Origin of the sequence: Terrabacter sp. NPDC080008 (assembly GCF_040702505.1) — a bacterium.
Classification (GTDB): domain Bacteria; phylum Actinomycetota; class Actinomycetes; order Actinomycetales; family Dermatophilaceae; genus Terrabacter.
Genome location: NZ_JBFBLC010000007.1, coordinates 207,869 through 222,596, shown reverse-complemented (window position 1 = coordinate 222,596; position 14,728 = coordinate 207,869). Strand labels below are relative to the sequence as shown.

Annotated in this window: 18 protein-coding genes and 3 tRNA genes; 7 read left to right on the top strand and 14 right to left on the bottom strand. The window is 71.9% G+C overall.

Annotation, left to right across the window (positions count from 1 at the left end; all coding sequences use genetic code 11):
* Positions 1-343 precede the first annotated feature (343 nt).
* The 5 genes from rplA to AB0316_RS18815 form a co-directional block, all read right to left on the bottom strand.
* Positions 344-1,063, bottom strand: a complete 720-nt coding sequence (rplA, locus tag AB0316_RS18835; protein ID WP_366274619.1) for a 50S ribosomal protein L1 — start codon at positions 1,061-1,063, stop codon at positions 344-346.
* Between the two features lie 110 nt (positions 1,064-1,173).
* Entirely contained in the window at positions 1,174-1,605 is a 432-nt protein-coding gene (gene rplK, locus AB0316_RS18830; protein ID WP_366274617.1) for a 50S ribosomal protein L11, read from the bottom strand.
* A 107-nt stretch (positions 1,606-1,712) separates the two neighbouring features.
* On the bottom strand, positions 1,713-2,576 hold the full coding sequence (nusG, locus tag AB0316_RS18825) for a transcription termination/antitermination protein NusG (RefSeq protein ID WP_366274615.1): 864 nt from the start codon (positions 2,574-2,576) through the stop codon (positions 1,713-1,715).
* Positions 2,577-2,649: 73 nt separating this feature from the next.
* Positions 2,650-2,919 carry a preprotein translocase subunit SecE gene (gene secE, locus AB0316_RS18820; protein ID WP_366274613.1) on the bottom strand — a complete coding sequence of 90 codons (270 nt, stop codon included), beginning with the start codon at positions 2,917-2,919 and terminating at the stop codon, positions 2,650-2,652.
* Between the two features lie 112 nt (positions 2,920-3,031).
* Positions 3,032-3,104 (bottom strand) — tRNA-Trp (locus AB0316_RS18815).
* A 221-nt stretch (positions 3,105-3,325) separates the two neighbouring features.
* On the opposite strand from AB0316_RS18815, the gene AB0316_RS18810 reads away from it, so the two are divergent.
* The 4 genes from AB0316_RS18810 to AB0316_RS18795 all read left to right on the top strand — a co-directional run bounded on the left by AB0316_RS18810 (position 3,326) and on the right by AB0316_RS18795 (position 7,236).
* Entirely contained in the window at positions 3,326-4,699 is a 1,374-nt protein-coding gene (locus tag AB0316_RS18810) for an aminotransferase class I/II-fold pyridoxal phosphate-dependent enzyme (protein WP_366274612.1), read from the top strand.
* On the top strand, positions 4,696-5,217 hold the full coding sequence (locus AB0316_RS18805; protein WP_366274611.1) for a DUF5709 domain-containing protein: 522 nt from the start codon (positions 4,696-4,698) through the stop codon (positions 5,215-5,217). The genes AB0316_RS18810 and AB0316_RS18805 overlap by 4 nt, the downstream gene beginning before the upstream one ends.
* 146 nt (positions 5,218-5,363) lie before the next feature.
* On the top strand, positions 5,364-6,392 hold the full coding sequence (locus AB0316_RS18800) for an adenosine deaminase (protein ID WP_366274610.1): 1,029 nt from the start codon (positions 5,364-5,366) through the stop codon (positions 6,390-6,392).
* Positions 6,393-6,528: 136 nt separating this feature from the next.
* A complete protein-coding gene (locus AB0316_RS18795; RefSeq protein ID WP_366274609.1) occupies positions 6,529-7,236 on the top strand; it encodes a hypothetical protein in 708 nt (235 codons plus the stop codon).
* Positions 7,237-7,270: 34 nt separating this feature from the next.
* On the opposite strand, the gene AB0316_RS18790 is transcribed toward AB0316_RS18795, so the two are convergent.
* The 7 genes from AB0316_RS18790 to AB0316_RS18760 form a co-directional block, all read right to left on the bottom strand.
* On the bottom strand, positions 7,271-8,344 hold the full coding sequence (locus AB0316_RS18790) for a UDP-N-acetylmuramate dehydrogenase (RefSeq protein ID WP_366274608.1): 1,074 nt from the start codon (positions 8,342-8,344) through the stop codon (positions 7,271-7,273).
* 17 nt (positions 8,345-8,361) lie between these two features.
* A complete protein-coding gene (locus AB0316_RS18785; protein WP_366274607.1) occupies positions 8,362-8,811 on the bottom strand; it encodes a MaoC family dehydratase in 450 nt (149 codons plus the stop codon).
* A complete protein-coding gene (locus AB0316_RS18780) occupies positions 8,811-9,257 on the bottom strand; it encodes a MaoC family dehydratase N-terminal domain-containing protein (protein WP_366274605.1) in 447 nt (148 codons plus the stop codon). Before AB0316_RS18780 ends, AB0316_RS18785 begins: the two co-directional genes overlap by 1 nt.
* Positions 9,258-9,382: 125 nt before the next feature.
* Positions 9,383-9,553: a 50S ribosomal protein L33 gene (rpmG, locus tag AB0316_RS18775; RefSeq protein WP_142181354.1), complete on the bottom strand. Its 171-nt coding sequence runs from the start codon at positions 9,551-9,553 to the stop codon at positions 9,383-9,385.
* 164 nt (positions 9,554-9,717) lie between these two features.
* Positions 9,718-9,794: transfer RNA gene (locus AB0316_RS18770), tRNA-Met, on the bottom strand.
* A gap of 60 nt (positions 9,795-9,854) precedes the next feature.
* A tRNA-Thr gene (locus tag AB0316_RS18765) sits at positions 9,855-9,927 on the bottom strand.
* A gap of 128 nt (positions 9,928-10,055) precedes the next feature.
* Positions 10,056-10,994, bottom strand: a complete 939-nt coding sequence (locus tag AB0316_RS18760; protein WP_366274603.1) for a hypothetical protein — start codon at positions 10,992-10,994, stop codon at positions 10,056-10,058.
* Positions 10,995-11,053: 59 nt separating this feature from the next.
* Here AB0316_RS18760 and AB0316_RS18755 point away from each other — a divergent pair, with 59 nt between their 5' ends.
* Positions 11,054-11,875: a hydrolase gene (locus tag AB0316_RS18755; RefSeq protein WP_366274602.1), complete on the top strand. Its 822-nt coding sequence runs from the start codon at positions 11,054-11,056 to the stop codon at positions 11,873-11,875.
* Between the two features lie 15 nt (positions 11,876-11,890).
* On the opposite strand, the gene AB0316_RS18750 is transcribed toward AB0316_RS18755, so the two are convergent.
* Positions 11,891-12,094 carry a DUF2945 domain-containing protein gene (locus AB0316_RS18750; RefSeq protein WP_366274600.1) on the bottom strand — a complete coding sequence of 68 codons (204 nt, stop codon included), beginning with the start codon at positions 12,092-12,094 and terminating at the stop codon, positions 11,891-11,893.
* Between the two features lie 110 nt (positions 12,095-12,204).
* Here AB0316_RS18750 and AB0316_RS18745 point away from each other — a divergent pair, with 110 nt between their 5' ends.
* Positions 12,205-12,525, top strand: coding sequence for a BatC protein (locus AB0316_RS18745; RefSeq protein WP_366274599.1), 321 nt, complete (start codon positions 12,205-12,207; stop codon positions 12,523-12,525).
* Complete coding sequence (locus AB0316_RS18740; protein WP_366274598.1) at positions 12,525-13,778, top strand: cupin domain-containing protein; 1,254 nt, start codon at positions 12,525-12,527, stop codon at positions 13,776-13,778. The genes AB0316_RS18745 and AB0316_RS18740 overlap by 1 nt, the downstream gene beginning before the upstream one ends.
* Positions 13,779-13,921: 143 nt before the next feature.
* Here the strand turns inward: AB0316_RS18740 and AB0316_RS18735 are convergent, their stop codons facing one another.
* A complete protein-coding gene (locus AB0316_RS18735) occupies positions 13,922-14,686 on the bottom strand; it encodes a helical backbone metal receptor (RefSeq protein ID WP_366274596.1) in 765 nt (254 codons plus the stop codon).
* Between the last annotated feature and the right edge of the window lie 42 nt (positions 14,687-14,728).

Sequence of the window (14,728 nt, the reverse complement as noted above, 5' to 3'; positions counted from 1 at the left end):
GGCTTGGAGCGAGTGGTGCCCATCGTCGGGAGCGGCATCGGCGACGGGCAGCGTGTCCCGGGAAGCGAGCGTGCCGGCATACGCCCGTCGACGCTCCACGCCGCGAGCGACGGTGGGCGCCGGGAGTGACCGGTCGGCCCCGGGAGTGACCGGTGGGCGCCGGGAGTGACCGATCGGCGCCGGGAGTGACCGGTGGGCGCCGGGTGCGACCCCACGCGGCGAGCGGGTGCGGTCGCCGCGGCGCATACCCAGCCACAGACGACGAGAGCCCGGCACCCCAGAAGGGTGACGGGCTCTCGTGAGCAACGAGATCAGGCGGAAGCCTGCTCCTCCTCGAGGAGGATCAGGCGGAAGCCTGCTCCTCCTCGAGGAGGTTGCGGGTCTTGGAGAAGTCGAGCGGGATGCCCGGGCCCATCGTCGTGGAGACGGTGGCCTTCTCGATGTAGCGGCCCTTCGAGCTCGACGGCTTGAGACGCAGGATCTCCTCCAGCGCGGCGGCGTAGTTCTCGACGAGCTTGGTCTCGTCGAAGGAGGCCTTGCCGATGATGAAGTGGAGGTTCGCGTGCTTGTCGACGCGGAACTCGATCTTGCCGCCCTTGATGTCGGAGACGGCCTTGGCGACGTCCATCGTCACGGTGCCGGTCTTCGGGTTGGGCATCAGGCCTCGCGGACCGAGCACCTTGCCGAGCCGACCGACCTTGCCCATGAGGTCAGGGGTCGCGACGACGGCGTCGAAGTCGAGCCAGCCGCCCTGGACCTTCTCGAGCATGTCGTCGGAGCCGACGTAGTCGGCGCCGGCCTCGCGGGCGGCCTCGGCCTTGTCGCCGTTGGCGAAGACCAGGACCTTGGCGGTCTTGCCCGTGCCGTGCGGCAGGTTGACCGTGCCGCGGACGGCCTGGTCGGCCTTGCGGGGGTCGACGCCGAGGCGCATGGCGACCTCGACGGTCTCGTCGTACTTGGCCTTGGCGGTCTGCTTGGCGACGCGGACGGCCTCGAGCGGGGCGTAGACCTTGCCGGGCGCGATGAGCTCGGCGGCTGCGCGGTAGTTCTTGCTGCGCTTCATGGAACTGCTCCTTGCGTGGTGGTGGAGTCGTGGTGCGGACCAGCGCTGGCCCTCCCACGTGGCCGACGGCATACGGTCCGTATGCCGTGCGGCGGGGGTGACGTGCGAGCTCAGAGCTCGGTGTCGATGCCCATCGAGCGAGCGGTGCCGGCGATGATGCGCGCCGCCATCTCCTCGTCGTTGGCGTTGAGGTCTTCCATCTTCTGGCGGGCGATGTCGAGCACCTGCTCGCGCGTCAGCTTGGCGACCTTGGTCTTGTGCGGCTCACCGGAGCCCTTGGGGACGCCCGCAGCCTTCTTGATCAGCTCGGCGGCCGGCGGCGTCTTGGTGACGAAGGTGAACGAGCGGTCCTCGTAGACCGTGATCTCGACCGGGATGACGTTGCCGCGCTGGGACTCCGTCGCGGCGTTGTACGCCTTGACGAACTCCATGATGTTGACGCCGTGCTGACCGAGGGCCGGGCCGACGGGCGGGGCGGGCGTGGCCTGACCGGCCTGGATCTGCAGCTTGATGAAGCCGGAGACCTTCTTCTTGGGGGGCATGGATGCCTACCTTCTGTGTTGCTGGGCCGACGCCAGTGGAACTGGATGGGCGATGACCCGGTTGCATGTCCTCGGGCGGTCAGCCGCACGAGGTCCTACGACCTTCGTCAGATCTTGGCGACCTGGCCGAAGGAGAGCTCGACCGGGGTCTCCCGGCCGAAGATCGAGACCAGCACCTTGAGCTTCTGCGTGTCGGCGTTGATCTCGGAGATCGTGGCGGGAAGGGTCTCGAAGGGCCCCTCCATGACGGTGACGGACTCGCCGACCTCGAAGTCGACGACGCGGACGTCGCGCGGGCCTGCGGTCTTGGCGGTGGCTGCACCCTCGGCAGCAGCGGCGGCCTCGAAGTTGGGGGCGAGCATCGTGAAGACCTCGTCGGTCGAGAGCGGCACGGGCTGGTGCGCGTTGCCGACGAACCCGGTGACGCCCGGCGTGTGGCGCACGGCGCCCCAGCTCTCGTCGGTGAGGTCCATGCGGACGAGGACGTATCCGGGCATCCGGACACGGCGGACCTGCTTCTTCTGGCCGTTCTTGATCTCGGTGACCTCCTCCATGGGGACCTCGATCTCGAAGATGAAGTCCTCCATGTTGAGGGTCTGGATGCGCGTCTCGAGGTTGGCCTTCACGCGGTTCTCGTAGCCGGCGTAGGAGTGGATGACGTACCAGTCGCCGTCCTTCATCCGCAGCTCGCGCTTGAAGTCGGCGACGGGGTCACCGCTGCCCTCGGCGGCCGGCTGCTCGCCGGTGCCGTCCGCGTCGACGGCCTCGTCGGACGCGTCGGACGCGTCGGACTCGCCGGAGTCGGCGAACTCGCCGGCCTCGAGGCCCTCGTCGTCCGCGGAGGCGGTGTCCCCAGCACCGGAGGCGAGGTCGGATGCCGAGACCTCGTCGGCCTCGACCGTGGGGTCGACGACGTCAGTCTCGGTGCTCTCGCCGTTCGGAGCGCCCTCGTGGGCGAACTGCTCGGACACGCTCTGACCTACTTCCTTGCTCGTGGACCAGCCGGTCGCGGCTGGCGGTGTCATCCCGTGACGGGCGGTGCCGTCAGGTGGTGGAACCGGTGAAGGCCCAGGAGATCAGCTTGGTCAGGCCGAAGTCGAGCACCGAGACCAGCGCCATCATGACCACGACGAAGACGACCACGACGGTCGTGTAGCGCACGAGCTCGGGGCCGGTCGGCCGCACGACCTTGCGCAGCTCGTCGAGGATCTGGCGCACGAAGAGGCTGACCGCGCTGAAGAAGCGCGACACCGGGTTGCCGCCGCGAGCCTTGTCGGCACGCCCGGACCCGCGCTTGGCGCTCGTCTCCGTCACGATTCCTTCTTTCTGCCTGGGTGTCGGCCCGCGACAGGCGCCCGACCCGTGGGTCCCACGTCGGGCAGAAGTCGCGTGCCGCCTTGCACGACGACCACATCACCGGGATGCGCAGGGCAAGAGGGACTCGAACCCCCAACCGCTGGTTTTGGAGACCAGTGCTCTACCAATTGAGCTATTGCCCTTCGCCGCAGGTGTTGGGTGCCTCCGGCGGGACGGCATGCGTCAGCATGGCCAGCGAAGCCGTCCGAGGATCGATCATACGGGACGGATGCGCTCCAAGGCGAACCGACCGAGAAGCGGGTCCGCCGCAAGGTGCCGGACTGCTCCTGAGGCACCCACGCGACACCCACCGGCATACGGACGGGGCAGCCTCGGCGACAGGCGGCAGTGGCAGGATCGACGTGTGACGAACCCGCGTACTCCTCTCGCGTCCCTGTCCGACGACGACCTGGCCGGCTTCCTCGCCGAGCAGCGCTCAGCGTACGCGTCGCTGCAGGCGCGCGGTCTCAAGCTCGACCTGACGCGGGGCAAGCCGTCGTCGGCCCAGCTCGACCTGGCCGACGACCTGCTGCGGCTGCCGAGCACGACGAAGGACCGCGCCGGCGTCGACGTGCGCAACTACGGCGGCCTCGAGGGCCTGGCCGAGCTGCGGGAGATCTTCGCCGAGCTGCTCTCGGTCGAGCCCTCGCAGGTGGTCGCGGGCGGCAACTCGAGCCTGTCGATGATGTACGCCACGATCGTCGACTTCCTGCTCTTCGGCGGCGTCGAGTCCCCGCGCCCGTGGAGCCAGGAGGAGAAGGTCCGCTTCATCTGCCCCGTGCCCGGCTACGACCGCCACTTCTCGATGCTCGCGTCGTTCGGGATCGAGATGGTGACCGTCGACATGCACGCCGACGGACCGGACATGCCGGCCGTCGAGGCGCTCGTCAGGGACGACCCGAGCGTCAAGGGCATCTGGATCGTCCCGACCTACGCGAACCCGACCGGCGCGGTCGTCTCCCAGGAGGTGGCGGCGCGCCTGGCCGCCATGCCCACCGCCGCCCCCGACTTCACGATCTTCTGGGACAACGCGTACGCCTTCCACCACCTGACCGAGGAGGAGGCCAAGAGCGCCGACATCCTCAGCCTCTGCGCCGCCTCCGGGCACCCGAACCGTCCGATCATGTACGCGTCGACCTCCAAGATCACGTACGCGGGCGCGGGCGTCGCCGTCCTCGCGGCCAGCCAGGCGAACGTCAAGTGGTACCTCGGCCACCTCGCGATGGGCTCGATCGGCCCGGACAAGGTCAACCACCTGCGCCACGTCGAGTTCTTCGGCGACGCCGACGGCGTCCGCGCCCACATGCGCCGCCACCGCGAGATCATCGCCCCCAAGTTCGCCGCCGTCGACGAGGCCCTGACGGCCGGGCTCGAGGGCCTGGAGATCGCGCAGTGGAGCCACCCGACCGGCGGCTACTTCGTCAACCTCGACGTCCTCGACGGCACGGCTTCGCGGGTCGTGACCCTCGCCAAGGAGGCGGGCATCGCGCTCACCCCGGCGGGCGCCTCCTTCCCCCACGGGCACGACCCGCGCGACCGCAACATCCGCCTCGCACCGACCTTCCCGGTCCTCGACGAGGTGCGCACGGCCATGGCGGGCGTCGCCACGTGCGTGGCGCTGGCGGCAGCCGAGAAGCTGACGCACGAGCGTGCCGGTCGGGTAGGGGCACAGGGCGACGGCTCCACGCCGTCGGCGCAGGACGCCCCGAATACCGCCACCGAAGGAGCCTCGCGATGAGCGACACCGGTCCCACCGAGAACATCGACACCGACCTGACGAGCTACAGCGTCGACGACGAGGACCAGCCGTCGAACCTCGAGGGCCTTCCCGACGACGACGTCGAGGACGAGCTCGACCGCGGATACTCCCCGCCCGAGAAGGAGCGGGGCACCGATGCCTTCGGCACCACGGCCTACGAGGAGTCGCTCGACGAGACGATCGACCAGCGGATCCAGCAGGAGGAGCCCGACCCGAACACGGCCTACGGCGCCCCGGACAACGAGAGCGGTCTCGACGAGGAGCGCGTCGGCGGTGACGACCCCGACTCCATCGCGGCCGATGACGACTGGCTCGGTGACAACGAGGTCGGCGACCAGCGCGCCGGGCGCCTGGTGGCCGACGACGAGGGCGCCCACGAGGACACGGAGAAGCAGGTGTGGGCCAGCGACGTGGGCATCGACGGCGCGGCCGCGTCGGCCGAGGAGGCCGCGGTCCACGTCGTCGACGAGATCGCCGACGAGCCCGACGAGGTCTGAGCCGGCGAACCTGCTGGCCCCGCGCGTCCTGTGACCGGGCGCGCGGGGCCGCGCAGGCATGAGACCGCCCGTCGTTCACCGGCCGTATGCCGTCCGGTCCCCGACACGCCGAGGGCACGCTCTGCGGGGGTGACACACTGACCCGCATGACGCGCGCGGTGCAGGACCTTCCGAAGGCGCACCTGCACCTGCACTTCACCGGTTCGATGCGCGTCGACACCGTCCGCGAGCTCGCCGCCCGCCACGGCATCCGTCTCCCTGACGCCCTCCTGGCCGACTGGCCGCCCCGGCTCGCGCGTGCGACCGACGAGCGGGGCTGGTTCCGCTTCCAGCGCCTCTACGACTCGGCGCGGGCGTGCGTGCGCGGCGAGGAGGACATGCGCCGCATCGTGCGCGAGGCCGCCGAGGACGACGCCGCCGAGGGCTCGCGGTGGCTCGAGCTGCAGGTCGACCCCACGTCGTACGCGCCGTTCGTCGGGGGCATCACCCCCGCCCTGGAGATCGTGCTCGACGAGGCGCGAGCCGTCTCGGCGCAGGGCCGGATCGGTGTCGGCGTCGTCGTGGCGGCCAGCCGCATGCGCCACCCGCTCGAGGCGCGCACCCTGGCTCGCCTCGCGGCGCGGCACGCGGGTGAGGAGCCCGGCGACGTCGTCGGCTTCGGCCTGTCCAACGACGAGCGGCGCGGGCTCATCGGCGACTTCGCACCCGCCTTCGCCATCGCGCGCCGTGCCGGTCTCGCCCTCGTGCCGCACGGCGGTGAGCTGCTGGGGGCGCAGTCCGTCATGGAGACGCTCGAACAGCTTGGCCCGGACCGCATCGGGCACGGCGTGCGCAGCGTGGAGGACCCCCAGGTGCTCGACGCCGTGGCCGAGGCAGGGGTGACCCTGGAGGTGTGCCCCGGCAGCAACGTGGCGCTCGGCGTCTACGCCGACCGGCAGGAGGTGCCGCTGCGGGCCATCGTCGACGCCGGCGTGCCCGTGGCGCTGGGAGCCGACGACCCACTGCTCTTCGGGTCCCGGCTGACGGACCAGTACGCGGCGGCCCGCGAGCTCGGCTTCGACGACGAGGAGCTGGCCGGACTGGCCCGCGACTCCCTCCACGGCAGCCGGATGCCGGAGCGGCTGCGCAAGGCCGCGCTCGCCGACGTGGACTCCTGGCTCGCGGACGGTTCGTGACGCCGGACACGCCGCCAACCCGGACATAGCGGGCAGCCACGAGGCCTGCCCGGACGTCCGACGGCCGCACAGCACGGGCTCAGCCCTGCGGGCGAGTTTGCCCAGGGTCGGGCCCTCCGGTCATGCTGGGCGGGCCATGAAGACTTCTGCCGCCGCTCCCGCACGCCCGTCCACCGCCCCCCGACGCCGCCTGGCCCGCCTCGCCGCCCTCGGCCTGGCGGCCCCCGTGCTCGCGCTCGCGGCCTGCAGCGGCGAGTCCCCGGTCGCGGCCGGCGGCACCACGCCGGCGAGCAGCGCCCCGGCCGGCACGACGGCCCCGACTCCGAGCACGCCCGCACCCGACACGAGCACGACGGCGGCCACGCCGGCGCCGACGACCACGACCGACGGGCCGGCCAGCGACAAGGTCGCCTACGCCAACATCGACGCGGTCATCAAGGACCCGGATCTCGGCCACACCATCACGGCCACGCGCATCGCCCGCCACCTGAAGTGGCCGGGCGGACAGCCGGTCGGCGCCGAGCAGTTCGAGATCGTCGGCGTGCGCGTCATCGCGCAGGCGGGGTCGCGCTACTCCGCCCGCATCGACCCCGCGATGCTCTCGCTCGTGGCAGCGAACCCCGCCCAGACGATCACGCCCACGTCGGAGTTCAAGAACCGCTGGGGTGCGGTCGCGCTCGGGACCGCCCAGCGCTCGCAGACGAGCACCGGCTGGGTCTTCTTCAAGGTCGACCGCGGCACGACGAGCTCGCTCAAGCTGGCCTTCAACCGCCCCGCCTACGAGGTGAGCACGACCGGCAAGAACATCCCGGCGAAGACCTTCTCGGCCGTCCTGGTCAAGTAGGTCCCGCCGGGCCGGGCCTGCGCCCGGTCGAGCCTCAGAGCTGCTCGCCGACGAGCACCGGCTCGTTGACGAGGGTGACCCCGAAGGCGTCGCGGACCCCGTCGCGCACCTGTCGTGCCAGGGCGAGCACGTCCGAGGTCGAGGCTCCACCGCGGTTGGTGACCGCAAGCGTGTGCTTCGTGGACAGCGCTGCCGGAGCCGGCAGGCCGAAGCCCTTGCCGAACCCGGCGTGCTCGATGAGCCACGCGGCGCTGGTCTTGACCCGTCCGTCGGCCTCGGGGAACCGCGGGGGCGTGGGGCCCTCCCAGCCGAGCCGCTCCCCCACCCGCTCGACGAGGTCGTCGAACTCGCGGGAGGTGAGGATCGGGTTGGTGAAGAAGGAGCCGCACGACCACGTGTCGGGGTCGGCGTCGTCGAGCACCATGCCGCGGGACCGGCGCTGCTCGAGGACCGCCTCGCGGGCATCGGAGAGGGGCACGCGCGTGCCGAGGGGGACGTCGAGTCCCTTCGCCAGGGCGGCATACGCGATCGGCCGGCTGAGGTCGGCCACCTCGAACTGGAAGAGCGCGTCGAGCACGACGTAGCGCGAGTGGCCCTTGAACCGCGAGTGGCGGTAGGTGAAGGCGCAGTCGGCGTTCATGAAGGTGCGCACGGCCTGCTCCTGGCGGTCCCAGGTGCGCACCTGCGCGATGGTCTGCGAGACGTCCTGGCCGTAGGCGCCGACGTTCTGGATGGGGGTGGCGCCCGTCAGCCCGGGTATGCCGCTGAGGGCCTCGACGCCCGCCCAGCCCTCCACGACGGCGCGAGCCACGACGTCGTCCCAGACCTCGCCCGCCGCCACGCGCACCACGGCGCCGCCGCAGTAGTCGGCCGACTCTGGCGTGATGCCCGAGGTGGCGACCCGCACCACGGTGCCGGGGAAGCCGTCGTCGGACACGACGAGGTTGGAGCCTCCGGAGACGACCAGCAGCGGCTCGTCGGCGTCGTCGACCTCACGCACGGCATCGACGAGCTCGTCGGTGGTGGTGGCGGTGACGACCCGGGCGGCCGGGCCGCCGACGCGCATCGTCGTCAGGGTGGACAGGGGCAGGTCGGACTGCTCGAGCACGCGGGGGACCCGGACCCTCAGGCCAGCACGGCGACGGCCTGGGCGCGGCCGAGGACCTTCTCGCCGCCTGCCGTGGCCGTCAGCTCGACGGTGACGCGGCGGGTGTCGGGGTCGACCGCCTTGACGACGCCGGAGACCTCGATGTCGGCACCTTCCTCGTAGGGCACCACGACGGGCCGGGTGAACCGCACGCCGTACTCGACGACACGGCCGGCGTCGCCCACCCAGTCGGTGACGATCGTGACCGCGGAGCCCATCGTGAACATGCCGTGGGCGATGACGTCGGGCAGGCCGACCTCCTTGGCGAACCGCTCGTCCCAGTGGATGCGGTTGCGGTCGAGCGAGGCGCCGGCATACTGGACGAGCCGGGCCCGGTCGACGTGGACCGTGAGCGGCGGCAGGGCGTCGCCGACGGCGACTCCGTCGAAGGACCGGACGCCGGCGGGGGTGGTCGACTGGGCGCTCATCACTCTGCTCCTCGGATGACGATGGTCGAGGTGGCGGTGCAGACGGGCTCGCCCGCCTCGGTGGCCAGCTCGGTGCGGGTGGTCACCATGGAGTGGCCGCCGGCCTCCCGGACGGTGTCGACGTGCAGGGTGCCCACGATCGCGTCGCCCGCCGTCAGCGGCCGGTGGTGGACGAAGCGCTGCTCGCCGTGGACGACCCGTGAGAAGTCGATGCCCGCCTCGGGGTCACGGATGAGCTGGGCGTCGCACTGCTGGGCGATGAGGACCGCGAAGGTCGGCGGCGCGATGACGTCGGCGTAGCCTCGCGACCGCGCCACGTTGGTGTCGACGTGCACCGGGTCGGAGGAGCCGACGGCCTCGGCGAACTCGCGGATCTTGGCGGCACTGACCCGGTAGGTCTCGGTGGGCGGGTAGACCCGCCCCTGGAAGTCTGCGTTCACCGGCATACGCGCACCCTACCGAGCGGCGCCGACGCGGGCCGCACGGCGTGCGGGCGCCCGACGGGCCGCGGGAACGACAACGCTCCCCCGGCCCAGGGGGCCGAGGGAGCGATCGCGTCGTGTGCGGGAGCTCAGCGGGTCTCGCGGTGCTCCGTGTGGTGGCCGCACTTGGGGCAGAACTTGTTCATCGCGAGACGGTCGGGGTTGTTCCGACGGTTCTTCTTCGTGATGTAGTTGCGGTCCTTGCAGTCCACGCACGCCATCGTGATCTTGGGACGGACGTCGGTGCTCTTGCTGGCCACGGCAACCTGCTCTTTCGGGAACGTACTCGGGTGTTCTGTCGTCTTGCGACGGGCGTCGCGCGCGTCACGCGTCCCGAGGGCTGCCCGGGTGACATGCAGGCGCGACGTCCTAGGTTACGCGACACACCGACCGATCCGGAAATCGGCGCGGGTGCGCGCGGAAGTGGTAGCGGGAGCGGGACTCGATCCCGCGACCTCACGATTATGAGTCGTGCGCTCTAACCAGCTGAGCTACCCCGCCAAGGCGGCCGTTCCCGGCCCCGTCGCCGTGACGACGGGGAACCGGAATCCGGCTGACCAGAGCCCCAATAGGGAATCGAACCCTAGACCTTTTCCTTACCATGGAAACGCTCTGCCGACTGAGCTATTGGGGCACGGCCGACGTGGTGGACGCGTCGCGTGGACGCTTCCGTCGACCTGTTGTGCGACCGTGACACTACACGGTCCGCGGCGTGGATACGAAATCGAGCAGCCCTGCCGCAGCGAGCCGGTGGCGCCGCCGTCAGTCGTCACGTGCGGCGCCGCGCTCGTCGCCGTCGTGGGCGTCCAGCGCCGACTGTGCCGCAGCCTCCTGCTGCTCCCGCCGATCGCGTATGCGGCCTGCCTCCTCGAGCTCGCCCGTGACCTTCTCGAGCCGGGCCCGAGCCGCGGCCAGCCGGCGCTCGAGGTCGGCGACCCCCTCCACGACCTCCTCCTGTCGAGCCGTGAGCACCGCGACCTGCCGGTCGGCCGAGCGCAGCCCCGACCGGGCGGTCTCGAGCGCCGCCTGCAGCCGGGCCCTCTCGGCCGCCCGTCGTGCGCGCCGCCGCTCCTCGAGGTCGACCGCCTCGCCGTCACCACCCGCCCCGTCTCCCCCTGCGTCTCCCCCTCCACCACCGGGGAGGACTGAGAGGGAGGGACGCTCGGCCGCGCCACGGTTGGGCGTCGCCTCGTCACCGAGCGCGACGGCGTCGGCCAGGTCGACGGAGCCGAAGCCGGAGTAGCTGAGGGCCTTGACGAGGGAGCCGGTCAGCACCGAGGCCTCGGCGTCCTCGTCGGCGATGAGCGCCGTCAAGGTGTCGCGCACCTCCTGCGCGACCCCCGCGCCCAGCCGCTGCCCCTCCTCGGCCGCCACCTCGGCGATCCGGTCGGCGACGACGTCGACCCGCTTGGCACGCTCCCGCCCGAGGACGCGCAGCTGGTCGGCGTCGAGGGTGCGCTGCGCCTCCCGGAGAAGCTCGGCGAAGGACCGCAGCTCGTCGACCTCGTCACGGTGCTCGCGCACGAAGTGGTTGACGGCCCACGCGGCCACGGTCGGCTTGCGCAGCGCGCCGACCGAGGCGGCGAGCGCCTTGTCGCCGGCCGACTTCGCCTGGGCCACCAGCTCGGAGCGCAGCGGCGTGAACCGGGCCGGCGGGACGGCATACAGCTGCTCGACCGCGGCGCGCAGGTGCAGGATCACCCTCGCATCCTCGCGCAGAATCGGTGGCGTGACCCGTCGCGGACCGGCAGGCTGGGCGCGTGACCTGGATCTGTGAGACCTGTGGTGTCGAGACCGCCGACCTGCCCGAGCCTCCGAAGGCGTGTGAGATCTGCGAGGACGAGCGGCAGTGGGTGCCCGAGGACGGGCAGCGGTGGACGACGCTGGAGCGTCTCCGGGAGGCGGGCACGACGATCTCGGTGAAGGAGGTCGAGCCGGACCTGTGGGGTCTGCGCGCGGAGCCCTCGGTGGGCATCGGCCAGCAGACGATGGTCGTCCGCACGCCCGAGGGGGTGCTGCTCTTCGACTGTGTCGGATACCTCGACGACGCCGCGGTGGAGCACGTGCGCTCGCTGGGCCCGGCGCTGGCGGTCGCCGCGAGCCACCCGCACATGTACGGCGTGCAGACCGAGTGGGCGCGGGCCCTCGGGAACGTGCCGGTGCTCGTCGCCTCCGCGGATGCCGAGTGGGTGCGCCGACGCGACCCGCTCGTCGAGCTCTACGACGAACAGCGCGAGGTGGCACCGGGACTGACCCTGCACCGCGTCGGCGGGCACTTCCGTGGGCAGGCCGTCGTCGAGTGGACGGCCGGAGCCGAGGGTCGGGGTGTGCTGCTGGCGGGCGATGCCGTGTTCCCCAACCCGGACCGTCGGTCGGTGAGCTTCATGCGCAGCTACCCCAACCGGATCCCTCTGTCCGGCAACGTCGTACAGCGCATCGCCGACCAGCTCGAGGGCCTGCACCACGACCGCCTCTACAACAACTTCGGCGCCGTGGTGCCGTCGGGCGCGAAGGCCGTGGTGCGCGCGTCCGCGGACCGGCACGCCGCGTGGACGCGCGGCGACTTCGACCACCTGACCTGAGCCCCCGGCCCGGTGTCAGCCGGCGTCGAGTGACGACTCCTTGTGGGCCGCCTTGGCGCCCGTCTTGCTCGACTCGACGATCCAGTACGGCTCGTCCTTCGAGGCGTTGAACTTCTGGCCGTCGAAGGTGAACTCCTTCTCGCGCTTCTCGACCGCCTTGCCGGTGGTGCGGCCCTGCGACGTGTTCCAGTGGACGGTGTCACCCTTGGAGATCCCCATGCGCTCGATCAGAACACGATCCGGCGTGTCGTGCCAGGGGTGAACCGACCGGGTAGGAGGAGGGCGACGTCGCTGTCCGGCGCCGTCTGACACCCCACGGAGGAGAAGCCATGACTGACACCCCGATGGACCCGGTCGGCGAGCCCGCCGGCGACGACCCGATGGCCGAAGGTACCGCCGACGGCGGAGCGGACACGGCCGCACAGGACGGCGGTGCAGACGGCGGCGCCGACTCGAGCGGCGGCGGCGCAGGCGGCGAGGGCCCGGCCGACGGCGGGGCCGACACCGGCACCCACGACGGCGGAGCTGACGGCGGCGCCGACTCCAGCGGCGGAGGCGGCGAGGGGCCGGCCGACGGCGGTGCCGACACCGGCACCGAGGACGGCGGCGCCGACAGCGGTGCCGGGGTGGACCCGACGAACGCGATCTGATGACCGCTGGCACGACGGACCGGGTGCCCACGCGTCGGCGTGGGCACTCGGCCTTGGCACAGCTCGTCCCCTTCAGCCGCGACGAGTTCGCCCGCGACCACTGGTCGCACACGCCCGTCGTCACGCGTGCCGCGGACCTGCCCGGCGGCATACTCGATCTCTTCGGGGAGGAGTCGGTCGACGAGCTCGTGTCCCGTCGCGGACTGCGGGCGCCGTTCCTGCGGGTCGCCCGCGACGGGCGCACGCTCGGCGACCGGGAGTTCACCTCCGGCGGTGGCGTCGGCGCGTCGGTCGCCGACCAGGTCTCGGACGACAAGCTGCTCGGCCACTTCGCCGCCGGCGCCACGATCGTGCTCCAGGGCCTGCACCGCACCTGGGCGCCGCTGATCGACTTCACCCAGCAGCTGGCCGAGGAGCTCGGGCACCCCGTGCAGGCCAACGCGTACGTCACCCCCAGCCAGAACACCGGCTTCAGCGACCACTACGACGTGCACGACGTCTTCGTGCTGCAGATGGGCGGCGAGAAGCGCTGGCGGGTGCGTCCCCCGGTCCACGAGTCGCCGCTGCGCGACCAACCGTGGACCGATCACCGTGTCGCGGTGCAGGAGGCGGCGCGGCGCCCCGCCGAGCACGAGTTCACGCTCCGGCCCGGCGACGTGCTCTACCTGCCCCGGGGCTGGCTGCACTCCGCGACGGCCCTGGGCGGCGTCAGCACCCACCTCACCCTCGGAGTCCACGTCTGGACCCGCCGGCACGTGGCCGACGAGATGGTCTCCCTGGCACTGGCACAGGTCAGTCGGGACACGAGGGTGCGCGCCTCCCTCGGCGTCTGCCCCACCGGCTTCGACCGCGACGGCCTCACCCCGGACATCGAGCTGGTGCGGTCGGCCCTCATCCGCGCCCTGCACGAGCTCGACCCCACCGCGGTCGTCGACGCGATGGAGTCCCGGTCCCGCGCCGCGCTGCGCCCGGCCCCCGTCGGACCCCTGGCCCAGGTGGCCTCGGCAGAGGCGCTCGGGTCGGACATGGTGCTGCGGCTGCGCTCTCACCTTCGCGCGTGCCTCGTGCCCGGAGACGACGGCTCTGCGACGCTGCGAAGCCGGCTGGCCGACTTCGCGGTCGAGCCGCGCGACGTAGGCACCCTGGTGGCCCTCGTCGACGGCGGTGAGCTGCGGGCCGGCATGGTCGGCCTCGACCTGGCGCGACGGATGGTGCTCGCCGGCCTGCTCGTCGTGGTGGAGGACACCGACTGACAGCTCCGCCTGGCCCCTCCTCAACCGTCGAGAGGCCACGTCTGGCCCCTCCTCAACCGTCGAGAGGCCTCATGTGGCCCACCCGGACGCGCCGAGAGGCCACGTCGGGCCCTCGACAACCCCTCGACCAGCTGCCTCTGGCGTCAGCCGGTCACCGCGGCTGTCAGCGCGGCCCGGGCACCGACGAGGGACGGGCCGTACCACGTGAGCAGCCGGCCGCTCACGAGCGCGGTGCGCGCCCGCGCGAACGCCTCCGGCCCGTCGTCCGGGGTGAAGACGTAGGGCTCGTCCGGGAGCAGGACCGTCACGCCTTCGCGGTCGAGGTCCGCGAGGTCGACGTGCGGGTAGCGCTCGGGCGCGTCGGCCAGCACGTTGCGCCAGCCCAGCCGCGCGACGACGTCGCCGGTGAACGTGTCCCGGCCGACGGCCATCCACGGGTCGCACCAGATCGCGACGGCCACCTCGAGCGACGGCTCCGGCAGCGGGCCGCCCCACTCGTCACGGGCCTGCGCGAGCCACGCCGGCGTGCCGACGTCGAGCACCTCGACGAAGAGGCGCTCGAGCGAGTCGAGTGCCGCCGGCACCGTCTCGATGTCCGTGACCCAGACCGGTATGCCGTCGGCGCGCAACCGCTGCACGTCGAGCTCCCGGTTCTCCTCCTTGTTGGCCACGACGAGGTCGGGCCGCAGGCCAGCGATGGCCGCCCGGTCAGGGTTCTTGGTGCCCCGAACCCGTTGCACGGCAAGCTCGCTCGGGTGGGTGCACCAGTCCGTCGCACCGACCAGCCGATCAATGCACGTCGCCGCCAGGGCCTCGGTGATCGACGGCACCAGCGAGACGACCCGGCGGGGCGGCGACGGGAAGGACACGGCATACGCCAGGTCGTCCTCGAGCGTCACGGGCGGCACGACGTGGCCTCTCGACTGCGCGAAGGGGGCAATTCGTGGCCT